Origin of the sequence: Nocardia sp. NPDC051321 (assembly GCF_044455225.1) — a bacterium.
Lineage (GTDB): Bacteria > Actinomycetota > Actinomycetes > Mycobacteriales > Mycobacteriaceae > Nocardia.
This window is the reverse complement of the sequence record NZ_JBITEM010000017.1, coordinates 181,959-202,279: the sequence shown is the minus strand read 5'-3', so window position 1 is coordinate 202,279 and position 20,321 is coordinate 181,959. Positions and strand designations below refer to the sequence as shown.

The following is a 20,321-nucleotide window of genomic DNA, read 5'->3' as shown; positions in this document are numbered from 1 at the left end:
CCGTCTGCGCGCGACGGACATCCGACTCGCGGGTGACAAACCATGCCATGGCACCCGTGGGAAGTATGACTCGATGTACAGCACCGCTGTCACGGAGCTTGCGATGCACGGCGTGCGTGTCGAGGACGTAGTCCGCGTCGAAGGGTGCAATGGGTGAGGTCAAAGCTCTACTCCGGGTTAGTGAGGTGTTCGTGGTTGGGCAGGGTACTGATGGCGCCGGCGACAACCGGCGACCTGGCAAACGCTACGGCGACCAGCACCAGCCAATCCAGCTCATCATGCAGGCTGCCGTCTGTCTCGTCGGGCCGGTCGAAGTCTCCCGCGATGGTCTGCGGCATCGCCGAAGCACCTGAACCCCAACGCTTCTTGGCCTCGATCGCCACGGCAAGGTTAGCGGCTTCAACGACGGCGTCGAGCCGACGACCCGTCCACCCTTGCTGCGCGGCGCGAGTTCTCACCGCATCGGAGAATTCGATATCGAAGAAGGGCAGCAATGCCATACGGGCGTCGCGGATCTCGACGATTCGTCGATAGAGGTGTAAATCAAGATGGCTCAACGGCAACCGCGAAATGCCACGTTGCCTGGGGAGCGCCAAGGCGATGTCGGGCACAACGTTATACAACGCCTGCCAGAGCGGCCGCAGGCGATAGTAAGTGCGATAGCGGCCGGACTGCGCCGACACTCTGGACAACAGTGGCCCCCAGGTGGGCATTGTCCAACCGATCACCATCAGCAGCGTGGCACCGACAGCGCCGAGGCGAGCGACCGGTTCCCACTGACGACCATCGAGCCCGATATGCGCCGCGAAAATATCTGCGCCCCTGGCTGCCGCGTACACGAGCCCGAGACTGGAACCGGCGGCCGCTGTCCGCAGGCCGGACCGAAGCCAACCGGGGCCGACCTCGGAGGAATAGCGCCAGCACAATCGCACCGACTCCACCAAGCCGAGGATATAGCAGCTCAGATAGACCGCCAGATACAGCTGATAGCTGGAGATGGCAGCTGAATCGACGGCGAAATTATGTGGATTGACGGTCATGTCTTGAACCGCGATCCCGAAGAGAAATGCCATGCAAGTCAGCGCGGATACCGTCAGCACAAGAAGCCAACGTATCCTCAGCTTTGCCTGCGCCCAGGGATACGCCCAGGCGACGACAACGACCTGTTGCATCACCGCGGCCAGCAACGCGCCACACTGAGTGAGCATGCCCGCAATATTCGGCACACCGAAAAACTTGCTGACCCCTACGAAGACGGGCGGTGTCGACAATGTGAAAGCTATTGTCAGGATCGCGAAATAGCAACACAGCGCTACCAGCGCGGGCTCCGGCCGACGAATCAGCGTGGGAAGCCGATACAGCAAGGCTAAGAAGGTGACCGCAGCGCATGCCGGATAGAGGACCCAATTCATCGATCACCCTGATTATGTGAGCCCAGCACGCGTTCGATTCTCTCGATCACTGGCGCGATATCGTCAGGTGTTGTCCACACCGACTGCGGGGACCAGGTTCCCAGCTTTGTCCGAAGGAAGGATCCGAATAGTTCCGCCTCACTTTCTTGACGGTCGGAGTACGCAGTGCGGCCGAGCATGCTGATCACCATGTCGGGATCCAAGTATGGAAACAGCATCTTCGACCGAGTCCTGTTCATTCCTTGGACACCGATGTGGCCACAGAGCAGGTGCGCCACCTCGTGCAGGACGATGCTTTCCTGATGGACTCGTGACGTATTACGGCGAAAGACAATGTAATTCGCGGTCGATGTCTGCAGCAAAAGGCCGGTAGGGCCGCCGACTGGCATAGTCATCGGTAGCGGAATGATCGGGCGGTCCAGTGTTTCGCCAACGCTTTCGATGAAGTTCTCCATATGAAACGGCGCAGTAACTTGTAGATCCGCGATGAGCTGGTCGCATCGCCGCTGCGTTTCGGCGAAGTGCTTCCGCTCCGCCGATCGAGTCGCATGTCCTCGCAGACCGCACAAGAAGGCCATCGGTTCCTTACCAGACTGTTGCTCGTCCCACACCTTCCACCGATCCCCACCGCCGAGTTCCTCATCCCTGTTCCGGACAGTCGCGGAGCGCCAGGCAAGGGTCGTCGGCGGCCATCAATATAAACGATTGCCGACGCTCGCCGCACCCCTTGCCCGACAACCACTTTGGCGAGTGTGTCTGGCCGGCTGGACGAACTCTGGTGCCGAAGATCCCGATCGGATGAGAAATTTGCTCGTTGTGTGGCGGTTGGGGGCGGGGCGGGGAATGATCGCGGGCGAGGAGACACTATGACGGATATCGAGGTGCGCAGGGCGATCACTGGTGAGCGGACCGACCTTGCTGAGCTATTGGCCGGGTTCGATGCGGAGCGGTGGGATGCGCCGACGCTGTGTAAGGGCTGGCGGGTGCGGGAGGTGGTCGCGCATATGACCATGCCGTTTCGGCTGTCGGGTGCGCGGTTCGCGCTGGAGATGGTGCGGGCGGTGGGGAGTTTCCATCGGATGGCCGATCGTACCGCGCGCCAGGATGCCGAGCAGCTCACCGCGGAGGATCTGCTGAAGTCGTTGTGGGACAACGTTGATCATCCGTGGAAGCCGCCGGGTGGCGGGTTCGAGGGTGCGTTGAGCCACGATGTCATCCACGGTTTGGACATCACGGTCGCGCTCGGGCTCGACCGCAAGGTGCCTGAGGACCGGCTGCGGCTCGTACTCGACGCCATCAATCCGAAGAGCGTCAAGTTCTTCGGGGTGGACCTCAACGGGATCGAACTGCGCGCCGATGATCTGGATTGGTGCTACGGCTCCGGCGAGGTCGTCACCGGCGACGCCCAGGATCTACTGCTGGTGTTGTGTGGACGCAAACTGCCCGCCGAGAAGCTGCGCGGGGACAAGGCGAAGCGGTTCACCAGCAGTTAACCCTTGGACAATAATCACAGGCCACCGATGACCGCATCGAGTTACAGTCTGCACGTGACCTGGACTGCGCCTGATCTCTCCCGAGCCAAACCGTCGCTGATCGCCGACGAGCGACCGATGCTGCAGAGCTGGCTCGACTTCCACCGTGCCACGCTGCTGCAGAAGTGTGCGGGGCTCGAGGCGAAGCAGCTAAAACAGCGGTCCGTCGAACCATCGACGCTGTCGCTGCACGGCCTGGTCCGGCACATGTCCGAGGTGGAGCGTGGCTGGTTCCGCCTCGCTGCCGGTGGTGAAGACATCGATTACATCTACTGCAGCTCGGATAATCCGGACGGCGACTTCGACGACACCGAACAGGCCGACCCGGCAACCGATTTCGCACTGTACCGCCGTGAACTCGAACTGGCCGATGCGGCGGTCGCCGACCTGTCCCTCGAGCACACCTTCCCGCACCCCCGCCGCCCCGAGCTGGTGTACAACCTCCGCTGGGTTTACGTGCACATGATCGAGGAGTACGCCAGGCACAACGGGCACGCCGACCTCCTGCGCGAACGCATCGACGGCGCTACCGGCGACTGAGCTGGTCAGAGCGCGTGCTTGCTGACCCAGGCCGCGATTTGGGCGCGTGATTCGAAGCCGAGCTTGGTGAGGATGTGGTCGACGTGACTCTCCGCCGTGCGGATGGAGATGACCAGCTCGGCGGCAATGCGTTTGTTGCTGTACCCGGCGGCGACCAAGCGCGCCACGTCCTTCTCGCGGCGGGTGAGCTGGTTGTCCGCAACGGATTTCGGCGCCGGTAGCGGGGCGGACTGTTCGACGCCGAGGGCGTAGCTCACCGCCTCGTCGAAGGTGAGGGCGGCACCGCTGTCGAACTCCGCGCCGAAGTCTTTGTCCCCCATGGCGTCATGGACCTGAAGCCGGACCTTCTCGCCGACCACGTCGGTCATGGCGTGCGCGAGCCGCTGTGTGCTGCCGCGCCGCACCGTCGTCGCGGCGCCCATCAGCCGCGCGGCTCGGCGCTGGTCGCCGCCGGCCGCTGCGGCCCAGGCCAGCCCGTCGAACACCGACGCCGTCCACACGCAACGATCGAATAGGCGCAACAGTTCGACCGCCCGGCGCAGATCCTCGATCGCCTTGTCCTCGTTGCCGTTTCGCCACTGGTTCGTGCCGACCGCCCACCACGCGAGGCCACCGAGCAGGTGCGAACCCTGCTCGGCCGACTTGGCCAGGAACTGCTCGGCCAGCGTGCCTGCCCGTCCGTCCGCCAGCACCATCGCGCACACATAGCCGAATGCCAAGCACTCCATCTCCGCGCCGTGATGCCCGCACGCGCGGGCCCGTACGGCGGCACCCTCGGCGATTTCGAGCGCACGCATCGGGTCGGCCTCGGCGAAGGCCAGTACCGCCGAAAGCAACGCGGCCTCGACCAATACCTCCTCGGCGTCCAATTCCGTTGCTATCGCGACACATTCGCGCAGATATCGGTGCGCCGACCCGGTATCCGACAGCATGCCCGCGATGACCGAGGCGGCGGCCAGGGCGCGGGCCCGGTCGGTGGTGCGCGCGAGATCCTTGCCGAGCGCGTCCATCAGCCAGCGATAGCCCTCGAGGAAGAACCGGTAGTGCTCCCAGAACGGCCGCAACTCGCTGGCGATCTGTAACCCCCGGTGTGCGCCGTCCGGGTCGGCGAGCGCGAATTGCAGCGCCGCACGCATATTCGCGTGTTCGCGGGTGACGTCGCGGAACCAGATGACGTCCGCGTCGCCCCAATATTCGACGCGCCCGCGCCGTGCGACCCGATAGTAGTGGTCGCGGTGCCGGATCCGCACCGCGTACTCGTCGCCGTGTGCCGCGAGCCGCGCCAGCGCGAACTGCCGCAGCGGCTCGAGCATGGCGTAGCGGCCGGTGCCGTCGGTGTCGCTGCGATGACTCAGCACCGACTTGTCGACCAGACCGGTGAGCGCGTCTACCAGCGCTCCAGGATCGAGCAAGCACACCGCCTCGGCGGCGACCAGGTCGAAGCCGCCCGCGAACACGGCGAGCTGCTCCCACAGGTGCTGTTCGTCCGGCGTGCACAGGTCGTAGCTCCAGCGGATGGCGGCTTCCAGGGTCTGCTGCCGTTGCGGCGCGGTTCGCAGACCGGTGGTGAGCAGGCGCATGGTGTCGTCGAGGCGTGCCAGCACCTGGTCGGGGGTAAATGCGCGCAGCCGCAACGCCGCCAGTTCGAGTGCAAGCGGGATGCCTTCCAGGCGAAGGCAAATTGCCGCGAGCGCGCCGAGATTGGTCGCGGTGGCCCGGAATTCGGGGTTCGCGGCGGTGGCGCGGTCGATCAACAGCCGCAGGGCGGCGTTGTCCGCCGCGTCGACTGCGCCGGTGTCCTCGTCGATGCCGGGCACCGGCAGCGGCGCGATCGGCAGCACCTGCTCCCCCAGCACGCCGAGCGGCTCCCGGCTGGTCGCCAGCACCCGCATGTCGGGGGTGCTGGCGATCAGCCGGTCGACGAGTTCGGCACAGGCGCCGATGAGGTGCTCGCAGTTGTCGAGGATGAGCAGTAGGTGTTTGCCGCCGAGGTAATCGGTGAGGCCGGCCAGCGGCGCACTGGTGTCGTCGTGCAGGCCGAGCGCCTGCGCGACGCTGAGCGCCACCAGTTCCCCGTCGTTGACGTGGGCCACCTCCACCAGCCAGACGCCGTCGGGAAAGGCCCGCCGGACCGCCTCGCCCACCCGCCTGGCCAGCCGGGTCTTGCCGACGCCGCCCGGGCCGGTGAGGGTGAGCAGGCGCGTGCTGGACAGCAGTTTCCTGGCGGTAGCGACTTCGCCGGCCCGCCCGACGAAGCTGGTCACTTCGGCGGGGAGGTTGCCTGTCACGTACCGCGCCACGCCGATTACCTTCGCATGGACTCGCGCGTCCCTGGGCCTTTTGCCCGAAGTAGCCGCGCGGGTCAGGGCGTCCGGATGGCCGGATAGATGGCCTCGAACAGGTCGCGCAGCTCGGCTGCGGTGATCTCGCGACCGGTGGCGTCGGTGTGCGCCTGCACGTGCCTTGCGAAGTCGATCTGCCGATGCCGGGGCAGGTCGATGCCGAATTCCGTCTTCAGCAGATAGGCGATGCCGCCCTTGCCCGACTGCGAATTGACCCGGATCACCGCGTCGTAGGTGCGGCCGATATCGGCCGGGTCGATCGGCAGGTACGGCACCTGCCAATCCAGTTGACGCTCCGGGATTCCCGTCTGCGCGGCCCTGGCCCGATGCGCGGCCATGCCCTTGTTGATCGCGTCCTGGTGGGTGCCGGAGAACGCGGTGTGCACGAGATCGCCCACGTACGGATGGCGTTCGGGGACCGGCATGCGGGTGCAGTATTCGACGGTCCGGCGAATCTCGTCGATGTCGGAGAAGTCGATCATCGGATCCACGCCCTGCGCATGCAGATTCAGCGCCAACGTGGCGATATCGACATTGCCGGTGCGTTCGCCGTTGCCGAACAGGCAGCCCTCGACGCGTTGCGCGCCGGCCAGCACCGCGAGTTCGGCGCAGGCGATGCCGGTGCCACGGTCATTGTGCGGGTGCACGGACAGGATGACGCTGTCGCGGCGGGCCAGGTTGCGGTGCATGTATTCGATCTGGTCGGCGTAGACGTTGGGGGTCGCGACCTCCACCGTGGCAGGCAGATTCAGGGTCACCGGGCGCTGCGGGGTGGCGTCCCACAGCGTCGTCATCCGGTCGCACAGGTCGAGCACGTAGTCGGGCTCGGTCAGGTTGAACACCTCGGGCGAGAACTGGAACCGCACGTTCGGCAGGTCGGCGGCGCCTGCCAGCACGTCGCGGCCACCGGCGAGGATCAGCTCGCGCAGTGCGGCACGGTCCTTGCCGAGCACCGTGTTTCGCCAGGTGGGTGCGGTCGCGGCGTACATGTGGATGACAACGTTGCGCAGGCCACGCACCGATTCGACGGTGCGTTCGATGAGATCTGTTCTGGCGGGGGTGAATACGACGATGGCGACGTCGTCGGGCGCCAGCTCGGTGTCGGCGATCAGCCGGACGAAATCGAAGTCGGTCTGTGAGGCGGACGGGTAGCCGACCTCGATCTCCTTGTAGCCCATGGCCACCATCAGTGCGAAGAAGCGCCGCTTGCGTTCGGGGTCCATCGGTTCGGCGAGGGCCTGGTTGCCGTCGCGCAAATCGACCGGCACCCACAGCGGCGCCGCGGCGATTCGCGCGTTCGGCCAATCACGCTGGGTGAGTGGCACTTCCACCCGGTCGTAGACGGATCGGTAGCGGTGCGACGGCATCTGGGAGTGCCGCTGCGGATTCCACACCGGCGCGCTGTCGGGAATCTGGCTGGCGGGGGTAGTGATCGACATGCTGAGGTCCTGCTTTCTGGCAGTCACGAAACGGAGGTGACCGGCCACGACAAAGCCCCACGGCGGGGGGCCGGTCGTTCAGGCCCCGCCGTGGCGGCTAAGGAGAAGCAGGTTGCGCATGATGGCTAGACTATACACAACTCCTCAGACAAGTAGAGAGGTCGCGATGGTCTCCCAGGTACGGCGGCACCCACTGGCCGCGCAAGCCGCCGAGCTGATCATGACCCGCATCAAGGCCGGCGAATGGCCGCTCGGGCACCGGCTTCCAGGCGAGACGACCCTCGCCGCGCAGCTCGGGGTCGGGCGCTCGACGCTGCGCGAGGCGATCCGCGAGCTGGCGGGCAAGGGCGTGCTGGACAGCCGTCAGGGTGCGGGCGTGTTCGTCACGGCGCTGGACGCGAAGGACGATTGGGACGTGGTGCTGCGCCGCGCCACCATCGCCTCGGTGATCGAGGCGCGCATCGCCATCGAGGCCGAGGCCGCGGCACTGGCCGCGCAGCGGCGCACCCGCGCCGACCTGCGCATCCTCCGTTCCACGCTGGTCGCGCGCGCGGCGCACGGCGAGCCGGTGGCCGAGCACGTCGACGCGGACATGGCGTTCCATCGCGCGGTGCTGGTCGCGGCGCACAACGAGGTACTCGTCCAGCTGTTCGACACCTTCCTCCCCCGGCTGCGCCTGGCGATGATCGACATGCTGACGCTGCGCCCCGTCCCCTCCGAGCCCGCCGACCACGCCGCGCACGAGCGTCTCGTCGAGGCGATTGTCGCCCGAAATGCCACGGCCGCAGCCGAATACAGCCGCTCCCATCTGACGACACTGAAGGAGGCATTCACGTGACCGGAGCTGCGGTGCTCGAACTGACGGACGTGACGTTCCGCCGCGAGGGCAAGAAGATCATCAACGGCATCTCGCTCACTGTGCACGCCGGCGAACACTGGGCGCTGCTCGGACCGAACGGGGCGGGCAAGAGCACGCTGCTCGGTTTCTGTGGCGCCGTCACCTTCCCCACCACGGGGACGGTCCGGGTGCTCGGCGAACAACTGGGCCGGGTCGAGCTGCAACGCCTGCGCCACTCCATCGGCCATGTGAATCCGCGACATCCGCTGCGCTATCCGCTGACCATCCGCGAGGTCGTGCTCACCGGCCTCACCGCGACCATCGACACGCCCATGCGCTGGACGCCGACGGCGGATCAGCTCGTCCGCGCCGACGCGATGATCGATACCGTCGGCCTCACCGGCAAGGCAGGCAACACCTGGACCACGCTCTCCCAGGGCGAGCGCGGCCGCACCCTGATCGCCCGCGCCCTCATCGCCGAACCACGGCTGCTGCTGTTCGACGAACCCTCGACCGGCTTGGATCTCGCCGCGCGCGAACAACTCCTGGAAACCATCGACACCCTCGGCGATACCCACCCCGAGGTCGCGTCGGTGCTGGTCACCCATCACCTCGAGGAACTGCCGAGCACCACCACCCACGCCTTGCTCATCGCCGACGGCCACACCGTCGCCGCCGGCCCGGCCCGGCAGACGCTGACCACCGACAATGTCACCGCCGCCTTCGACCATCCCGTCGAAGTCCGCTACGACGGCCGCTGGACCGCCCGCGCCGCGCACACCACCCCGGCCTGGCCCAACTGAATGCGGCGCCACGCTCGCCGAGCGTGGCGCCGCACCGGCTCATAGCAGACCGAGCAACTTCAGGTTGGTGATGTACTTGACGATGATCGGCGCGGTGACATGCGGAATGTCTTTGTCCTGGCCGACTTTCGCCTCCTGCACGGCGGCCCGGAATCGATCGGTGGGTGCGAACGATCCACGAATCGGCTTTTGCGGCCGCTGATAGTTGTGCAGTAGCGGCAGCAGCGAATACTGACGCTGCTGTTCGGGCAGCGCACGCAGCGCGGTCTCGAATCGCCGCAACCACGCGTCGTACTCGTCGATCCGCTGGATCGAGTAACCCGCGTCGATCAGCCAGTCGACGTACTCGTCCAGGCCGATGCCGTCGTCGTACGGGTTCATCACGTGATAGGTCCGGAACCCGTCCGTCACCTGCGCACCGAGCGTCGAGATCGCCTCGGCGATGAAATCGACCGGCAGCCCGTCGTAGTGCGCGCGCTGCCGGTTGCCCTCCGCGTCGGTCTCGTAGAACGAGAACGGCGCGATGCCGCTGGCCACCAGGCTCAGCATCATCCGGGTGAACATGTCCGGCAGGTTGAGCTGTCCGACGTACCTGCCGCTCACCAGGATCATGTCGCAGCGGAACACCGCAACCGGCAGTCCGCACAGGTCGTTGGCCTCGCGCAGCAGCACCTCGCCCGCCCACTTGCTGTTCCCGTAGCCGTTGGCGTAGCTGTCGTCGACCTTGCGCACCGGGCTGGCGGTCCGCACATCGGCGTCCTCGGTGAACGACGATGGTGCGATCTGGTCGCCGACGCCGATGGTCGAAACATAGGTGAACGGCTTGAGTTTCGTGGTGAGCGCGAGGCGGATCAGCTCCGCGGTGCCGACCGCGTTCGGCCCGAACAGCTGGCTGTACGGCAGCACGTGGTTGACCAGCGCCGCGGGGTCGACGATCACATCGACCTCGTCGGCCAGCCGCTGCCAAGTTTGCTGATCCAGGCCGAGGTTCGCCTCGCCCTTGTCCGCGGCGATGACCTCCAGGTGGTCGGCGGCCAGAGTTTGGTAGTGCCGCAACAGTTCCGGGTCACCGCTGTCGAAGATCTTGTCCAGCCGCGCGCGAGCCGCGGCGTTGTCCTTCGCCCGAACCAGGCAGATCAGCGTTCCGCCGACCATGGCAAGCCGTTCGAGCCATTCCACGGCCAGGTAGCGGCCGAGGAATCCGCTCGCGCCGGTCAGCAGGACGGTCCGCACGCGGGCGCTCGGTCGCGGCAATGTTGGTGCGGCGGCAAGTGTTTCGGCATCGATGAACTTGTCCAGGGTGAGATCAGCGGCGCGCGCCTCGGTGGCGTCGCGGCCGTGCACCGTCGCGAAGCTGGGCCGTTTCGCGCCGGAGGACCGCTGCGCCTCGATGTAGTCGGCGATGGCCTGCAGGTCGGTCGCCGGGCTCACGATGACACCCACCGGCACGTCGAGGTCGAAGATCTCGTGCAGCAGATTCGCGAAGGTCAACGCGGACAACGAATCTCCGCCGAGATCGGTGAAGTGCGCTTCGGGCCGAAGATCCGCGGCCGAAGCCCCGAGCAGCGCACCGGCGGCCCGGCCGACCGTCTCCAGCACCGGACGGTCGGCACCGCCGCGGCGCAACGCGCTCAGCTCGCTGGCCTGTCCTTCGGCCAACTCGATGTAGAGCTGCTCGAGTTGTTCGCCGTAGCGCGCCTTGAGTTTCGGCCGCGCCAGCTTGCGGATGCCGGTGAGCAGACCGTTCTCCACCGTGAAAGGTGTTGTCTCGATGATGAGTCCGCGCGGGATCTCATAGCCCTGCAGGTCGGCCGTGCGGCCGATCTCCTGCAGCGAGTCATTGATCCGCGACCGCAACGCCTCGATATCGCCGCCGCTGCGTGCCAGTTCGTCGTCGGTGGGCACGACCACGGCGAGCAGGTAGGCGCGGGCGCTGTTGCCGTAGACATAGATCTGCTGGATCAGCGGGCTGTTGTCGAACGCCGCCTCCAACTTCGAGACGGTGACGAACTCGCCTTGCGACAGCTTCTGCACGTTGTTGCGACGGTCTAGGTAGACCAGCTCATCGGGACCGATCTCGGCGACGATATCGCCGGTCCGGTAGAAGCCGTCCGCGTCGAACACCTCGGCGGTGACCTCGGGCCGTTTGTAGTACCCGGGGAACAGGTCTTTCGATCGGACGAGAAGCTCGCCTCGCGGATGCGGCCGATCGGTGTGGAAATAGCCGAGATCGGGCACGTCGACCAGCTTGTAGTCGATGACCGGTGGACGCCGCACCTGCCCGTCGATGAGCACCGCCCCCGACTCGGTCGAGCCGTACCCCTCCAGCAGATGCAAATCGAGATAGGACTCGACGAACGCCCGCAGCTCGCTGGAGATCGGCGCGGATCCGGTCAGCGCCGTCACGAACCGGCCGCCGAGCACGGACTGGCGCTGCTCCGCCATCACCTCGGCTTCGAGCGCCGCTCGATCGACGCCGTCGACGGTCCGCCGGTCCAGCTCGTTGTTGAACTCCTGGAACAGCATGTCCCAGATCCGCGGCACGAAGTTCAATTGCGTCGGCCGTACCAGCGCGAGGTCTTCCAGGAAGGTCGACAGATCGCTCTTGGCCGCGAAATAGGCGGTGCCGCCGTTGCCGAGCGTCCAGTACAGGATGCCGCGGCCCATGAGGTGGCTCATCGGCATGAAGTTGAGCGTGATCGTCGGCTCGGGACTCGCCTGTCCCCATGACTCCTTGGTCGACTTGCGCCAGAAGTTGGCGACCAGCCGCTCGGGGTACATGGCCCCCTTCGGCGCGCCGGTGCTGCCCGAGGTATAGATCAACAGCGTCAGCGGATCGTCCTCGTCGGGCACGAAATCCACTGCGGGCAAAGCTTTTCCGTGCTCGATAAGTTCGGCCAAGCTTTCGACCTGCACCGGGATCCCCGCCTCGGCCAACTGGCCGCGAGCAGCCTCGACCGCCTCGCGCTGCTCGTCGACCCTCGGGACGTAGTCGAAAACGACGATCCGCTCGGGTGCGAAGCCGGTCAGCGCCAGTTCGACGGCGTCGGCGAGATAGTCGACGCTGGAGGCGATTACGCGAGGTTCGGTCTCCGCGACGATCGGGCGCAGTTGGGCGACGGGTGCGCTGGTCTGCAGCGGCACCGATACCGCGCCCACCTGGGCCAGCGCCGTATCGATCGTCGTGTAGTCGACACTGGTGAAGCCGAGAATGCAGACCCGATCGCCGGGCCGCACCCCACCGTCGGTGAACGCGCTCGCGATCGCGGCGACGCGCTGTGCCACCTCGCGATAGGTGATGGTGTCGAAGCTGGGCAGCAGTTCGGTGGTGACGCGTCCGGTCTCCGGGTCTTCGCGGAACCGCACGGCGCGCTGCCCGAGCGCGGGCCGCTCGGCGTAACCCGCCAGCACCGTGCGCAGGAGCTCCGGCAATCGCAGGCTCGGGTTGTCGACCGCCGCGGTCACCTCATCCTTGGGGACGGCGGCGGCGAACTGAGGATCATTGGCGTGCAGATCAGCGATGCGGCGTGCGAGCCGCTCTTCACGAGAATCTATCGACATAACAGGTCCACCTCCACGACCAGCAGAAACTTGACGGGAACAGGTTGGAACTCGACGGCACGTTGGGCGTCTACATCATTAGCTTAGCAAACTAATAGAACCTGTTGCTGGTAACCTGCTGTGAATTGCGCGCCCCCCCCCCGACGTCCGAAGCCGGTGCCACTCACCAAGGACGTATTGCTCGAAGCAGTGCCGCCGGTGGTCGCGGAACAGTTATGCTCATAGCGCATCAGTGTTCTGCTCGTTGGATTTGTACGCATCTTTCCATCATTGGAGGCGTTCGCATGCAAGCTTCCGGCAGTGTTCACAGCACCATCGAGGCGAAAAAGCCGTGGCGGCGACCGGCTTTCGAGTTCCACGCCACCGGGATGGAAGTCACCGCGTATTCCGCGCGCGACTGAGTACGTGTCGAACATCCAGACCCCTTGGAGCTCAACGGAGTTCCGAGCGCGGCTGTATTCGCTCGAAAACTCGTACTGGGACGATCATCCCTTTCATCGGCGATTACACGAGGGACTGCTCGACAAGGAGTCCCTCCGATTGTGGGCGGCCAATCGCTGGTACTACCAGCGCTGCCTCCCGCAGAAGGATGCCGCGATCATCGCCAACTGCCCGCTGCCGGAGGTTCGCCGGCACTGGCTCTCCCGGATCGTGTATCACGACGGGGACGGCGCCGGGTCGGGCGGCATCGAGAAGTGGCTACGGCTGGCCGAGGCGGTCGGGCTCGATCGGGACGAAGTGCTGTCGGAACGATTCGTCCTGCCCGGCGTCCGATTCGCCGTCGACGCCTACCTGGATTTCGCCCGGCGGCGTCCATGGCTGGAGGCAGTCGCATCGGGCCTCACCGAACTGTTCTCCCCCGACCTGCTTGCCTACCGACTCGGTCGGATGCGCGAACACTATCCCTGGATCACCGAGGACGGGTTCGCCTACTTCACCGCACGCATCGATGTCGTAGCGGCCGAGGGGCGCTCGCTGCTGGAGCTGGTCGTCCAGCACGCCGAGACACGCACGCAACAGGACGCCTGCGTGGCGGCGCTGGCCTTCAAGTGCGCTGTCCTGCAAGGCATTCTCGACTCGCTCGACTACCACACCGGAGGTTCGGCGTGACTGTTTCGCAAGCGTCGGTGCCCAGGCTGCGGCCGGGTGTCCGGTTGACCCGCGACGCCATCCGAGGTGAGCTGGTGCTGCTGCCCGAAGGGGTGGTCGTGCTCAACGACACCGCGGCCGCGGTGCTGGCACTATGCGACGGAGTATCGACCATCCGCCGCATCACGCAACGGCTCGGCGACGAGTACGACGGCGTGCGCACCGCGGATGTGACCGAACTGCTCGACCGCCTTGCCCAGCGGCGAGTGGTGGCCTTCGATGGTTGACGCGCCGCTGGGGATGCTCGCCGAGCTGACCCATCGCTGCCCGCTGCACTGCCCGTACTGCTCCAATCCCACCGAACTCGTGGCGCGGTCCGCGGAGCTGACCCGCGAACAGTGGCTCGACATCCTCACCCAGGCGCGCGAACTCGGCGTCGTCCAGGTCCATTTGTCCGGTGGCGAGCCACTGTCCAGGCGGGATGTGCCCGACCTGGCGGGCCACGCCCGCCACCTCGGTGCCTACGTCAACCTGGTTACCAGCGGCGTCGGCCTGACCGCCGACCGAGCCAAGGAGCTCGCCGACCGCGGCGTCGATCACGTGCAACTCTCGCTGCAGGACGTGGACGAGCAGGCAGCCGACCATATTGCCGGAGCATCCGTTTACCACCGCAAACTGCGTGCGGCGCAGTCGATTACCGATGCCGGGCTGCCGCTGACAATTAATGTGGTGCTGCATCGAGGCAATCTCGATCGGGTCGAGCGGATCATCGACCTGGCGGTGGATCTCGGGGCCGATCGGATCGAGCTGGCCAACACGCAGTTCTACGGCTGGGGACTGCGGAACCGGGCGGCGCTGCTGCCGACGGCCGACCAGCTCGAGGCTGCCCGAGCCGCCGTGTGCCGCGCCCGGGAAAAGCGCCCTGGCGGACCGGAATTGGTCTATGTGGTGGCGGACTACTTCGCGGACCGGCCAAAGCCGTGCATGGACGGCTGGGGCCGCCGTCAATTCACCGTCACGCCCGACGGCGATGTGCTGCCCTGCCCGGCCGCGTCGATCGTCACCACATTTCCGATAGAAAACGTGCTGCGTCGGCCACTGACCGAGATCTGGTACGACGGAGCGCTATTCAACGCCTATCGGGGCACCGAATGGATGCATGAGCCGTGCCGATCCTGCCCGGAGCGGTTCACCGATTTCGGCGGATGCCGGTGTCAGGCTTTCCAAATGACCGGCAGTGCGGCCGCCACCGACCCGGTCTGTGGGCTGTCGCCGCACCGTTCGCTGGTGGACACGGCACTGCGGGAGGCGGCCCCGGCCGAATTCCGAATGCGGACGCAGCTGCCCGGGTGAGGGTCGTCCTGCTCGGCACGGCCGCCGGGGGTGGTGTGCCCCAATGGAATTGCGTGTGCGATCGATGCGTCGACGTGCGGCAAGGGCGGCTGCCCGCGCGAACGCAGGAAGCCGTCGCCATCAGCGGCAATTCTCAGGACTGGTGGCTACTCAACGCCTCGCCCGACATTCGCGCACAGTTGCTCGGCACGCCGGCACTCCAACCAGGTCCCGGGCCCCGGGACACCCCGGTACGCGGGGTACTGCTCACCGACGCCGAGCTGGATCACGTCTTGGGACTGACAATTTTGCGCGGCGCGGGCCTTATTGGCTATGCCACGCCTCCGGTGCTCGCCGCGCTGGAATCAGCCTTGCCCCTGCGCGGGTTGCTGGACCGCTACCAGCCCTGGACCTGGCGCGAGGGATTCGACGGCATCGAGCTCACCGGAGGGCTGCGGGTCACCGGCCTACCGGTCGGCGCCAAGGCACCGAAATATGTCGCGTCGCCCGAGCCGGACGATCGTTGGGTGAGCGCCCTGCGCATCGAGGATCCCGCGACCGGGGGTTCGATGGCGTACTCCCCGTGCCTGGCACAGTGGCCGGACGGCTTGGACGACCTACTCAGCGGGACCGACTGCGCGTTGTTGGACGGTACGTTTTTCGACGCCACGGAGCTGGGAGCGGCGGTCGGACAACAAGATTCGGGCCAGTCGCGGATGGGACACCTGCCGGTGTCCGGGCCAGGGGGCACGCTGGCCGCCCTGGCCCGGCATCCGGATCTCCGCAAGATCTACACCCACCTCAACAACACCAACCCGTTGCTGGACCCGCTGTCCGATGCCCGCGCGCGGGTCGAGCGCGCCGGCGTCGAGGTGCTTACCGACGGTGCCGAATTCGCGGTGTGATCACGATAAGCCGAAGGCCAGCAACATATTTCCCGGCATGCCGGTGGTGATCGGATGCGCGTAACCGGAATTCGTGTACAGCATGCCGTTCGCGACGACCGCACCGTTGCCGTTGAGGCCGCCGCCGATGCCCGGCACGCCGTTCACGCCGAGGAACGGCCGGTGGGTGTCGTACTCCCAGAGGATGGCCCCGGTGTCGGCGGCGAAGACCCGCATCTTCCCGTCCATGCTGCCCTCATAGACCAGTCCGGGCGACGAGGAGACCGCATTGGGCATGGACTCCTGACACAGTGGGTCCATCGGCACCGGCGGCAGATCGATCAGGCAGCCATTGGCCGGATTGGGCGTACGCCACAGGATGTGACCGTCGCCGGGGTCGAGCGCGAACAGCGTGCCCGGATTCGCACCGTAGGTGGCCACATACAGTCGACTGCCGTCATAGCTTGCGCCCCACTGGATTCCGGCCAGCGACTCGGCGCCCTCGATAGGCAGCGGTGAGGTCGGCACCGAAAGCTGGGTCTGCCAGACGATCGAGCCGTCGGTGGCATCGAGCAGATGGTATATGCCGGTCTTCTGACCCGCACCGACGACCTTGCGGCCACCGATATCGAAGACGTTGGCATGGGCGCCGAAATCGAAGTCACGTCCAGGAACGGGACAGGCGCCCCCGGCCGGCGGGACGGCGCACCGCACGTTCCAGGTGTCGTTCGGGGTCAGCGAATTCACCCAGCGGCGCGTGCCGGTGTCGATATCGACCGCACCGATCGATTCCAGATCGCCGGGTGTGCCCGTGTAGGGGTTGCCGGAGGTGTAATACAGCGTGCGGGTTGCCGAGTCGATCGTCGGCGACGACCAGACCGCCCCGCCGCTGGGACTGAACGACGGCCCAGGCGGACCGGTCCGCGTCGTCGGCTGCGCCAGCGTCGAGTACTTCCACTGCACGGCGCCACTCGCCGCGTCGACCGACACCACGCTGCCGCGGAAGGTGCAGCATGGGTAGAGCGGATCGGCGAGTCCGCCGCCCTCCTCCTGACTCGACACACCGATATAGACGTGGTTCTCGAAGACCAGCGGCGAACTGGTGATGATCGAGAGGGGGTGGTTGTCCAGGCGCGTGTGCCACCGCTCATGGCCGGTTACGGCGTCGACGGCCCAAAGGTTGGCCGCGTTGTCGCCGAAGTAGACCGCCCCGCCGGCCACCGCCGGTCCGTCCCGCAGGCCGTAGGCCGGAATGTGCTCGAGCATCGTGCCGGTGTCGAAGACCCATCGGGTGGCGCCCGTCCGGGCGTCCAGCGCGTACATCTTTCCGTCGCGGCCGCCCGAATAAAGGACACCATTGACCACCGCGGGCTGGCTGGACTGCGCCACGGCACCGGGGAAGGCGAACGCCCACTTCAGCTTCAGTGACCCCACATTGCCGGGGGTGAGCGTGGTTTCGTTCCGGTTGTACCGCGATCCAGGGGAATCGAATTGCCACATCGGCCAATCGGCATTCGGGGCGGGGTCCGCGGCGGTGGTGCCCGTCGACAACAGTAGTGTCGCGACCGCCAGGATCGGTATGCGTAACACCCGCGCCAATGTGTTCCCGTTCATGGTGCAGGTAGCTTCTCACCATCGGCGTCCACCTGTGGTGATGTCAAATGCGAATTACCAAAGCGTGATTCAAGCGATACCTGCGAATCTTCCGTGCGATGTCGATTCAGCGGGCGGCCGTTCGATGCAGTGAGGTAAGGATCGAACGATCTTGACGACAACGAGCAAAGGACCCGACATGCGGTACATGATGTTGATCCACGTCGACCCGACCACCGCGCCGGAGCCGGACGAGGCGCTGTTCGAGCAGGTCGGCAAGGTGATCGAGGAGATGACCAAGGCCGGCGTGCTGCTGGACACCAACGGCCTTCGCCCGATCACCGAGGCCACCAAGATCAGCCAGAGCGGCGGCAAGCAGACCGTGCTCGACGGCCCGTTCACCGAATCCAAGGAGGTCGTCGGCGGATACTGCATCCTGCAGACCAAGTCGAAGGAGGAGGCGATCGAGTGGACGTCGCGCTTCCTCGGCGTGCACGGGCCGGAGTGGGATATCGACATCGAGATCCGGCAGATCGACGAACCGGCCTGATCGGGCGCCGCGGATGAGCCCGGACCGGTCACCCGAGCAGACCAACCGCGCCGTGGAAACGGTCTGGCGGATGGAATGGCCGCGACTGGTCGCGGGGCTCACCCGCGTCGTCGGCGATATCGACGCCGCCGAGGAGCTGGCGCAGGACGCGCTCGTCGCGGCGCTGGAACAGTGGCCACACGACGGGGTGCCGCCGAATCCCGGCGGCTGGCTGATGCTCACCGCCAAGCATCGGGCGATCGACCGGGTCCGGCGTCAACAGAGCTTCGCCCGCAAACTGGCGGTGCTCGGCCACGAGTTGGCGACCGCGCCGACAGCGGCGGCGGAGCCGGACGGTGCCGTCGCGGACGATCTGCTGCGGATGATGTTCACCGCGTGCCATCCGGTGCTGTCGGAGCAGGCCAGGGTCGCGTTGACGCTGCGACTGCTCGGGGGCCTGACCACCGAGGAGATCGCCCGCGCCTTCGTTGTCGCGGAATCGACTGTGGCGCAACGTATTGTCCGGGCAAAGCGGACCATCGCCGCGAAACAGGTGCCCTATGAGGTGCCCGGCGCCGACGAGCTGACCGAGCGGCTCGCCTCAGTGCTCGCGGTCGTCTATCTGATCTTCAACGAGGGGTATTCGGCGACCGCGGGCGCGGAGTGGATCCGCGTCGAGCTGTGCCAGGACGCGCTGCGGCTCGTCCGCATTCTGGCGGAATTGCTGGCCGCCGAACCCGAGGTGCACGGGCTGGTCGCGCTGCTCGAATTACAGGCCTCGCGGCTGCCCGCGCGCGCCGGACCGGCGAATAGTGTTGTGCTGCTTGCTGATCAGAACCGGTCGCGGTGGGATCGCTTGTTGATCCGGCGCGGGTTCGCGGCGTTGGCCCGGGCCAATGCGGTCGCCCGCGACCGCGGCCTGCCGCCGGGCAGCTACGCGCTACAGGCCGCGATCGCCGCCGTGCACGCCATGGCGGCGACACCCGAGGACACCGATTGGCGGCGCATCGCCGGACTGTACGCGGTTCTCGCCGAACGCTTTCCGTCCCCGATCGTCGAGGTGAATCGCGCGGTGGCGGTGAGCAAGGTGCACGGGCCCGCGGCCGGTCTGGATCTCATCGACGCGCTGTCGGGAGCGCTGGACACCTATCACCTGTACAACGCCGTGCGCGGTGATCTGCTCAGCCAACTCGGTCGTCATGCGGAGGCGCGCGCGGAGTTCCTGCGCGCCGCCGAGCTGACCGGCAACAAGGCCGAGCGCGCGTTGCTGCTAGACCGCGCGCAGGCCAGTCGCTAGTTCTTCGATGTAGCCGAACTTAACCAGTTTCAGTAAATAGTAGGCAACCCGCCGACGACACGCGGCATCTCGATGGTGTCGTCGGCGGCTTGGGCGCGCACGTCCGCCAGCTTGTCGAGGAAGGCTTCCGCGGAGCCGAACCGGGCCGCAACCTGCGCTAAAAGCTGTTCGGCTGGTTTCATGAAGTCCATGCCGTTCAGCATGACCGGTCAGATGTCCAACTGCGCTGTCGTTAGCGCATAGTTTGCCGAAATGTCGTGCGAGCGAAAGCGCGGCCCGGCTTCTGCTACCGGGTGGAAACGTTCGATTCAGGTCGGTCAGGCGCGCCGGATCGGCTGCCAGGTTTGGGTCGCGTCGGTGGTGAGGAAAGTGCCGACGAGGCGGTAGACCTCGGCGGGCTTTTCGACGACGAGCAGGTGCGATGTGCCGGGGACGATGGCGAGCTCGGAATCCGGGATCGCGCGGTAGAGGGCGATCGTGTGTTCCAGGCTCATCGCGTCGTCGTCGGCGCCGATGACGAGGGTCCGGCTGGTGATGGCGCCGAGTTCCTCGACGGTCATCGTCGGCTCCCGCTGCGCCATCTCGAGCATCTTGCCCGCGACAACTTGGAAGTGCTCCTCCCCGTCCGGCGATACCTCGCCATACCGGGTGGCCAAGCGCCGCATCGGTTCCTCGTGTGCGAAACCATCGAGCACGCCGGGCAATACGCCGTCGCGATGGAAGTTGCCGCTGATCGAGACCAGCTTGCGGACCAGATCCGGCCTGCGCAGCGCGACCAGCAGCGCGACGATCGCACCGTCGCTGTAGCCGACCAGGTGCGCGGCGCCGCCGACCACGGTGTCGAGGAACGCGATGGTGTCCTGTGCCATCAGGTCGTAGGACATCGGCCCCTCGACATCGGGGGTGCGGCCGTGGCCGCGGCGATCCATCCGGAAAACCCGGAAATGCTCGGCCAATCCGGCGACGGCCGGTTCGAACGTCCGCGAGTCCACGAAGCCGCCGTGCAACAGCAATACCGGCTCGCCGTCGCCGGTTTCGTCATACCAAGTCCGGACTTCGCCGAGCTGAACATCATTTGCCATACGGTGATCATGCTCGACGGGAGATCGACTGCGCGAATCGCGCGGGTA

General features: G+C 66.3%; 18 protein-coding genes and 1 pseudogene. 11 read left to right on the top strand and 8 right to left on the bottom strand.

The annotated features are described in order from the left end of the window. Positions 1-167: 167 nt before the first annotated feature. Complete coding sequence (locus ACIA8C_RS35690) at positions 168-1,412, bottom strand: MAB_1171c family putative transporter (RefSeq protein ID WP_397142518.1); 1,245 nt, start codon at positions 1,410-1,412, stop codon at positions 168-170. Beyond that, positions 1,409-2,023: a hypothetical protein gene (locus tag ACIA8C_RS35685; protein ID WP_397142516.1), complete on the bottom strand. Its 615-nt coding sequence runs from the start codon at positions 2,021-2,023 to the stop codon at positions 1,409-1,411. The genes ACIA8C_RS35690 and ACIA8C_RS35685 overlap by 4 nt, the downstream gene beginning before the upstream one ends. Before the next feature lie 255 nt (positions 2,024-2,278). On the opposite strand from ACIA8C_RS35685, the gene ACIA8C_RS35680 reads away from it, so the two are divergent. Together ACIA8C_RS35680 and ACIA8C_RS35675 are read left to right on the top strand one after the other, a co-directional pair. After that, positions 2,279-2,905: a maleylpyruvate isomerase family mycothiol-dependent enzyme gene (locus tag ACIA8C_RS35680; RefSeq protein WP_397142514.1), complete on the top strand. Its 627-nt coding sequence runs from the start codon at positions 2,279-2,281 to the stop codon at positions 2,903-2,905. 54 nt (positions 2,906-2,959) lie between these two features. Further along, complete coding sequence (locus tag ACIA8C_RS35675; protein ID WP_397142511.1) at positions 2,960-3,484, top strand: DinB family protein; 525 nt, start codon at positions 2,960-2,962, stop codon at positions 3,482-3,484. Between the two features lie 5 nt (positions 3,485-3,489). Here ACIA8C_RS35675 and ACIA8C_RS35670 read toward each other — a convergent pair whose 3' ends face one another. Together ACIA8C_RS35670 and ACIA8C_RS35665 are read right to left on the bottom strand one after the other, a co-directional pair. Then, positions 3,490-5,772: an ATP-binding protein gene (locus ACIA8C_RS35670; protein WP_397142509.1), complete on the bottom strand. Its 2,283-nt coding sequence runs from the start codon at positions 5,770-5,772 to the stop codon at positions 3,490-3,492. Positions 5,773-5,867: 95 nt separating this feature from the next. Further along, positions 5,868-7,193 (bottom strand): annotated as a pseudogene (locus ACIA8C_RS35665) (2-isopropylmalate synthase); the annotation flags it as partial. Between the two features lie 238 nt (positions 7,194-7,431). On the opposite strand from ACIA8C_RS35665, the gene ACIA8C_RS35660 reads away from it, so the two are divergent. Together ACIA8C_RS35660 and ACIA8C_RS35655 are read left to right on the top strand one after the other, a co-directional pair. Further along, on the top strand, positions 7,432-8,103 hold the full coding sequence (locus ACIA8C_RS35660; protein ID WP_397142507.1) for a FadR/GntR family transcriptional regulator: 672 nt from the start codon (positions 7,432-7,434) through the stop codon (positions 8,101-8,103). Beyond that, positions 8,100-8,906, top strand: coding sequence for an ABC transporter ATP-binding protein (locus ACIA8C_RS35655; protein WP_397142505.1), 807 nt, complete (start codon positions 8,100-8,102; stop codon positions 8,904-8,906). The genes ACIA8C_RS35660 and ACIA8C_RS35655 overlap by 4 nt, the downstream gene beginning before the upstream one ends. Positions 8,907-8,945: 39 nt before the next feature. Here ACIA8C_RS35655 and car read toward each other — a convergent pair whose 3' ends face one another. Continuing rightward, positions 8,946-12,467, bottom strand: a complete 3,522-nt coding sequence (gene car / locus ACIA8C_RS35650) for a carboxylic acid reductase (RefSeq protein ID WP_397142503.1) — start codon at positions 12,465-12,467, stop codon at positions 8,946-8,948. 284 nt (positions 12,468-12,751) lie between these two features. On the opposite strand from car, the gene pqqA reads away from it, so the two are divergent. From pqqA to pqqB, 5 genes are read left to right on the top strand one after another with little or no spacing between them, the layout of a single operon-like run. After that, positions 12,752-12,868 carry a pyrroloquinoline quinone precursor peptide PqqA gene (gene pqqA / locus ACIA8C_RS35645; protein WP_397142501.1) on the top strand — a complete coding sequence of 39 codons (117 nt, stop codon included), beginning with the start codon at positions 12,752-12,754 and terminating at the stop codon, positions 12,866-12,868. Positions 12,869-12,872: 4 nt separating this feature from the next. Beyond that, complete coding sequence (gene pqqC / locus ACIA8C_RS35640) at positions 12,873-13,577, top strand: pyrroloquinoline-quinone synthase PqqC (RefSeq protein WP_397142499.1); 705 nt, start codon at positions 12,873-12,875, stop codon at positions 13,575-13,577. Next, entirely contained in the window at positions 13,574-13,843 is a 270-nt protein-coding gene (pqqD, locus tag ACIA8C_RS35635; RefSeq protein ID WP_397142497.1) for a pyrroloquinoline quinone biosynthesis peptide chaperone PqqD, read from the top strand. Before pqqC ends, pqqD begins: the two co-directional genes overlap by 4 nt. Then, positions 13,836-14,909: a pyrroloquinoline quinone biosynthesis protein PqqE gene (gene pqqE / locus ACIA8C_RS35630; protein ID WP_397142495.1), complete on the top strand. Its 1,074-nt coding sequence runs from the start codon at positions 13,836-13,838 to the stop codon at positions 14,907-14,909. Before pqqD ends, pqqE begins: the two co-directional genes overlap by 8 nt. Further along, positions 14,906-15,793 (top strand): pyrroloquinoline quinone biosynthesis protein PqqB, encoded by an 888-nt coding sequence (pqqB, locus tag ACIA8C_RS35625; RefSeq protein ID WP_397142493.1) that lies wholly within the window; start codon positions 14,906-14,908, stop codon positions 15,791-15,793. Before pqqE ends, pqqB begins: the two co-directional genes overlap by 4 nt. On the opposite strand, the gene ACIA8C_RS35620 is transcribed toward pqqB, so the two are convergent. Next, positions 15,794-17,386, bottom strand: a complete 1,593-nt coding sequence (locus tag ACIA8C_RS35620) for a PQQ-binding-like beta-propeller repeat protein (RefSeq protein WP_397142491.1) — start codon at positions 17,384-17,386, stop codon at positions 15,794-15,796. Between the two features lie 178 nt (positions 17,387-17,564). Between ACIA8C_RS35620 and ACIA8C_RS35615 the strand changes: the two genes are divergently transcribed. Then, positions 17,565-17,915 carry a YciI family protein gene (locus ACIA8C_RS35615; protein ID WP_397142489.1) on the top strand — a complete coding sequence of 117 codons (351 nt, stop codon included), beginning with the start codon at positions 17,565-17,567 and terminating at the stop codon, positions 17,913-17,915. A 13-nt stretch (positions 17,916-17,928) separates the two neighbouring features. After that, positions 17,929-19,191: an RNA polymerase sigma factor gene (locus ACIA8C_RS35610; RefSeq protein WP_397142487.1), complete on the top strand. Its 1,263-nt coding sequence runs from the start codon at positions 17,929-17,931 to the stop codon at positions 19,189-19,191. A gap of 29 nt (positions 19,192-19,220) precedes the next feature. On the opposite strand, the gene ACIA8C_RS35605 is transcribed toward ACIA8C_RS35610, so the two are convergent. Further along, complete coding sequence (locus tag ACIA8C_RS35605; protein WP_397142485.1) at positions 19,221-19,382, bottom strand: hypothetical protein; 162 nt, start codon at positions 19,380-19,382, stop codon at positions 19,221-19,223. Positions 19,383-19,508: 126 nt separating this feature from the next. After that, the gene (locus ACIA8C_RS35600; RefSeq protein WP_397142483.1) at positions 19,509-20,273 is read right to left on the bottom strand and encodes an alpha/beta fold hydrolase; all 765 of its coding nucleotides are present in this window, start codon (positions 20,271-20,273) and stop codon (positions 19,509-19,511) included. Between the last annotated feature and the right edge of the window lie 48 nt (positions 20,274-20,321).